The following is a 5,226-nucleotide window of genomic DNA, read 5'->3' on the forward strand; positions in this document are numbered from 1 at the left end:
GCTGGACCTGGGACGCTCGGAGCGGCTGTTCACCGGGGTGCAGCGCAGCGCGGTCATCGCCCGGGACCGGCACTGCGCCTGGCCCGAGTGCGACCAGCCCGCTCGCTGGTGCCAGATCCACCACATCCGCTGGTGGAAACGAGACTTCGGCTCGACCTCGGTCGACAACGGGATCCTGCTCTGCACTTTCCATCATCACGAGGTGCACCGACTCGACCTCAGCATCACCAGGAAACCCGCTCCACGGCCCGACCGGAACGGAGTCCCGCGACCCCGCGGGACGCTCGCCACGGTCGACTACACGTTCACCGACCCCACCGGGCGAGTCATCGGGCGCAAACCCGGCGCACCACCGGGAGCAGCACCGCCTCCGGGAGCGACATCGCCTCCGGGGGCACCGCCGGACGACCTCGATTTTACGCGGAAGACCGATCCGCACACCGGGATGTCCGTTCCCGCGTTCATGCTCGAGTGAGGACGAGCGGTGCGTGGGAATGCGGGAGTCGACAACGTCGTCGAACGCGGTCGACCGAAGCGGGCCTCGACGGGACGCAGGGTGACGAACCCGCACGCGCCCCGTCGAGGGGCTTGCCGGAGAGCCACGCGGACTGGCTCCGCGGGCTAGCCGAGGGGCGCGAGTGCCGCCTCGCGGCGGGTTCCGCCGCCGCTGACGTTGTCGGCGCTGTTGTTGGCCAGGCGGCGCAGTTGCGGGAAGAGCTTCTGCTGGTAGTCCGCCTTCATGCGGTTCGTCGCGGCGAGGTCCGAGTCCGGCTCCGTGTACAGCGAGACCGTGCCCGACTGCACCAGCACGTGGCCGCCGTAGTTCTGCAGCGCGCGACCCAGCGCCATGCCCTCCGGGGTGAGACCGAGCTTGGTCAGGTCCACGCTCGGCGGAATGGCGAACATCGTGCCCATCGGGATCGACCCGGTGTAGACGTTCGAGCCGACCTGCTTGTCCTGGAGCCGCGCCGGCCACACCGGACCGGACTTCATCTTCGTCGCCGGCATGCCGATCGCAATCGTGTGGTTGATGACCTTGTTGGCCATCTCGTGCTTGCGGATCAGGCCGATCAGGAAGCTGATCCCCGACGCGCGCGAACCGCGCTGCAGACCGTCCCCGCGCAGGTCATTGACGTTGACGTAGGTGCTGGTGAAATGCGTCGCGTCGACCTTGTTGTACTTGTAGGCCTCATAAAGAGTGACACCGTCGGGCTGGATGATTCCGACATGCTTGTCGGTTCCCGCGGTGGGCTCGAGGCCGACGGGAATGTAGATCTTGTGCGCGACGGCGGGGCTCTTGCCGATGTCGGTCAGCGTGACGAACGGGTCGGTCGTCTTGGCCTGCGCGATCTTGACGGACCACCGATCGCGGTTGATCGTCGGCGTCCCGGTCAGCAGGGCGTGCGTCATCGTGGACGACGCGGACTCGAACTTCGCGCCCGAGCCGACCGAGGTGTTCTCCATCGCCGGCACCGACCAGGGATACATGGCGGCCGTGCGGAAGACCGTGCTGGACGTCGTCGCCGTCGCATCCGTGGTGACGGCCAGGCTGGTCGAGCTCAGCGTCGAGGTGGGCGTCGGCGTGGGCGTGGGCGTCGGATCGGTGACCGCGGTGAGCGTCGGGGAGTCGAACGTCCATTTCCCGCTCGTCGGCGCGGACACGCTCCGCGAGGAGACCTCGCCGGCTCGCATGGACGGGGATGTCGAGGCCGGGGCCGCGGTGGCCGGCGAGGCAGGGCCCGAGATGACCAGGCCGCAGCAGGCGACGACCAGACCGGCGGTCCACCGCCCCTTGGGTGCGGTCGTGCTGGTCGCGGATCTGCCCGACGTGAAGATGCGGGGACTACCGGCTCGATGACAGGCAGAGTTGTGGCGCGCGCTCATAGGGAACCTCTCCGGTCGCCTACGGGGTGAGCTGTCGGGTTCGGGCGGGAGTGTGCGCCCGGCCGGTCGAAGAATTTTCGACCGTCTTAACCCCAAGGACACCGTTTCAGGTGCCCGTAAAAAGGTGGGTCCCCCGCTCCTGCCAGCGAGAAAGTCGTGTTGCCTTCGGTGGCGGCAGGATTCGGCGGTCCACCCCGGGCTCCCCCGGGTGGACCGCGGGCAGAGGAACTCTAACTCACATTCCGGGCACAGATCACGAAACGATCACGGCGCATCACAATCCGGTCACGACAGGGTCCGAAATGTCGGTTTTCCGTCAGGAATAGACGCGCCGCAACTGCACGACGACGTCGTCCAGATCGGGCAGGTCCGCCGCCCTTGCGCGGGCTCGCGCCGACTGCGCCGCGTGCTCCGCGGGATCCGTGAGCAGGGCTTCGACCGCTTGCGCGATGGCGTCCGCGTCGCCGACCGGGACCAGCACGGCACCGGTGTCGCCGGTCACCTCGCGGGTTCCGCCCGCGTCCGTGACGACCATCACAGCACCGAGCTGAAGTGCCTCCTGGACGCCGATCGGCTGGCCCTCCCAGACCGCGGTGCTCACGACGACGTCGGCCGCCGCGAACAAGTCCGCGACGTCCGAACGGCGACCGAGCAGGCGCACCGGGGCGTCCAGCTCGGCGATGTGGGAGACGAGGCGGTCGTGCAGCGGGCCGTCGCCCGCGACGGCCCACAGGACCGCGCCGGCGTGGATCGTCGAGAGCCGGGCGGCGGCGTGCACGAGGGTGTCCAGGCCCTTCTGCGGCGCGAGCCGGCCCACGGTGAGGACGAGGGCGACGCCGTCGGACAGGCCCAGCGCACTGCGGACGGCGGCGGGGTCGGCACCCGGGGTCGGCCGGGCCGGCGCGGGGACCAGGGCGCGCTCCACGGTCTGCGCGCCGAGGACGCGTGCGCGCTCGACCAGGTCGCCCGAGACGCCCAGCACGACGTCGGCGCCGCGCGCCACGACCCGCTCGAGCACCGCGGACACCGTGCGCACCGCGCGGCCGCCCACGGGCAGGTTGTGCAGCGTGACGACCACCTGGGGACGTGCGGCGCGCGGCAGGCTCCTGGCCGCCAGCACGGCGAGCGCACCGGCCCGCAGGCCGTGCGCGTGCAGCACGTCCGCGCCCGACGCCAGGGTCCGCAGCCGCCCGACGACGGCGGCGTCGCCCGGCCGCGGCCGGTCGGTGATGGGCACCGGGTGGAACACGACCCTGCCCCCCGCCGGGGCGAGGTCCGCGGCGAGCGCCGGCGGGCCGGCGACGTGCACGGCCGCACCCGGACCGTCGGCGGTCGGCATGCCGAGCGCCTCGGCGACCTGCGCGACGTGCCGCGCGACCCCGCCCGCGCTCGAGCCGAGCACCAGCAGGACACGGGCCTGTTCACGCACGGGGTTCCTCTTCCTTCGGGGCTTTCGAGCCGGAGCCGGTTCCGGTTCCGGAGCCTGGGCCGGAGCCCGTTCGGGAGCCGGAACTCGTTCCGGAGCCGGAGCCGGAGCCCGTCCCGGCCACGCCCCGCCCGGCGTTCGAGACGCCGCTGAACGTGGACCGGTCGGCAACCCCGACCGAGACGAGCACGGCCAGCGCGCTGACGGCGGCGCCGCCCAGACCCGCGACGATCGCGGGCAGCACACCGGGATCGATGAGGCCGAGCACCGCGTCCACGACCCAGCGACCGGCGATGGCGCCGGCCGCGGCGCCGACGACCGCGACCAGGAGGCTGCGCGGGGTGCCGGACAGCGCCCCGCGGCCCGAGGACCGCCACACGGCGAACAGCAGGGCCATCCCGGCGACGGTCATGCCGATGGTGTTGCCGAGCGCGAGCCCGCGCAGCGTGCCGACCCCGTCGCCGCCGCGCGGCGCGAACGCCCCGACCGCCAGCACCGAGGCGACCACGACGGTGAACCAGCCGGTCGCGACCGCGATCACGGCCGCCCGGCCGCGCTCGAGCGCGAACAGCACGCGGGACAGCTGGAAGATCAGCCCGTACCCGAGCAGCCCGGGCGCGAGCACCGTGAGCGTCGGCGCCATCGCCGCGATCGCCAGCACGTTCTTGCTCGCATCGATCGACGCGAACACCGCCGTCACCGCCGGTGCAGCGGCGACGAGCGCGGCGGCGCCCGCGGCACTGACCACGAGGACCGCGCGCGTGCTCAGCGCCACCAGGCGCGCGTAGCCGGCGTGGTCGCCGGTCGCGGCGTGCTGGGCGAGGCGCGGGAACGCCGCCGTCGCGAGCGGCACGGCGAGCACCGCGTAGGGCAGGAAGTAGACCGCCTGGGCGTACTGGAAGATGTTGAGCGTGCCGCCGTCGTGCTCGCCGTGCCCGTTGGCGAGCCACACGATGACCAGCACCGCGGCCTGCTGGGCGACCAGCCCGCCGATCCCGGCGACCGCGAGGTGCCGGGCCCGCACGGCGACGCCGGGCGGGAAGCCGAAGGTCGGGCGCAGCCGCACGCCCGAGCGTGCGACGGGGATCAGCAAGGGCAGGCTCATCGCGGCCACGCCCGCCGTCGTGCCCCAGCCGAGCCAGGCGATCGCGTCCGAGGACAGCGCGGCCGGGTTCCGGACCGCCTCGCCGGCCAGCGACTGGAACACCAGGTAGCTCGCGACCACCACGACGCTCGAGGCGAGCGGCGCGGCGGCGGGCCAGACGAACTTGCGCTGCGCCTGCAGGACCCCGGTGAGCACGACGCCGATCCCGTACAGCACGACCTGCGGGGCGAACACGATCAGCAGGTGACCGGCGAGGTCGAGGGTCGCGCCGCTGACCGCCCGCTCGCCGTGCTGCGGGGTCCCGATCAGCAGCTCGGTGAGCGGGTGGGCCAGCAGGCCGAGCAGCACCGCGGCGGGCAAGCAGACCGCGATCGCCCAGGTCAGCAGGGCCGACGCGATCCGGTCGACGTCGCCGCGCAGGTTCTTGGCGAGCGGCCCGGCGAGCAGCGGCACGACGGCGCCCGCGAGGGCACCACCGGCGACGACCTCGAAGAAGACGTTCGGCAGCTGGTTCGCGGTCGCGTACGCGGTGCCGGTCGCGGTCGCGCCGACCGCGTAGGACTGCGCGAACCAGCGCCCGAAACCGACCAGCCGGCTGACGATCGTGATCGCCGCGATCAGCGCCGCGGCGCCGACCAGGCCGGACAGTCCGCGCCGGACCCCCGGGCTCACGCGGGCTGGTCCTGCGTCCCGGCCGCCGAGGCGTCCTTCGCTGGACGCCGGCCCCAGGCATCGAGCTCGCGCAGCCCGCGGGTGGCCGCGATGACCTTGCTGAAGCTGACCCGCTCGCTCGCCACGGTCAGCGCGACGG

At 72.8% G+C, this 5,226-nt stretch carries 5 protein-coding genes and 1 riboswitch; of the genes, 2 read left to right on the forward strand and 3 right to left on the reverse strand.

All coding sequences use genetic code 11. The annotated features are described in order from the left end of the window. A partial coding sequence (locus VIM26_RS06900; RefSeq protein WP_331949614.1) for an HNH endonuclease signature motif containing protein occupies nt 1-475 on the forward strand: 475 nt, incomplete at its 5' end. 146 nt (nt 476-621) lie between these two features. On the opposite strand, the gene VIM26_RS06905 is transcribed toward VIM26_RS06900, so the two are convergent. Beyond that, entirely contained in the window at nt 622-1,464 is an 843-nt protein-coding gene (locus VIM26_RS06905) for a hypothetical protein (RefSeq protein ID WP_331949615.1), read from the reverse strand. Between VIM26_RS06905 and VIM26_RS06910 the strand changes: the two genes are divergently transcribed. Then, nucleotides 1,454-1,858: a hypothetical protein gene (locus tag VIM26_RS06910; protein WP_331949616.1), complete on the forward strand. Its 405-nt coding sequence runs from the start codon at nt 1,454-1,456 to the stop codon at nt 1,856-1,858. The genes VIM26_RS06905 and VIM26_RS06910 overlap by 11 nt on opposite strands. Before the next feature lie 28 nt (nt 1,859-1,886). Continuing rightward, a riboswitch (cyclic di-AMP (ydaO/yuaA leader) is annotated at nt 1,887-2,065 on the reverse strand. 135 nt (nt 2,066-2,200) lie between these two features. Here the strand turns inward: VIM26_RS06910 and VIM26_RS06915 are convergent. Both VIM26_RS06915 and murJ read right to left on the reverse strand, forming a co-directional pair. Further along, a complete protein-coding gene (locus tag VIM26_RS06915) occupies nt 2,201-3,313 on the reverse strand; it encodes a glycosyltransferase family 4 protein (RefSeq protein WP_331949617.1) in 1,113 nt (370 codons plus the stop codon). Next, complete coding sequence (gene murJ / locus VIM26_RS06920; RefSeq protein ID WP_331949618.1) at nt 3,306-5,087, reverse strand: murein biosynthesis integral membrane protein MurJ; 1,782 nt, start codon at nt 5,085-5,087, stop codon at nt 3,306-3,308. Before murJ ends, VIM26_RS06915 begins: the two co-directional genes overlap by 8 nt. Nucleotides 5,088-5,226 lie beyond the last annotated feature (139 nt).

Origin of the sequence: Pengzhenrongella sp. (genome assembly GCF_036565025.1) — a bacterium.
GTDB lineage: Bacteria > Actinomycetota > Actinomycetes > Actinomycetales > Cellulomonadaceae > Pengzhenrongella.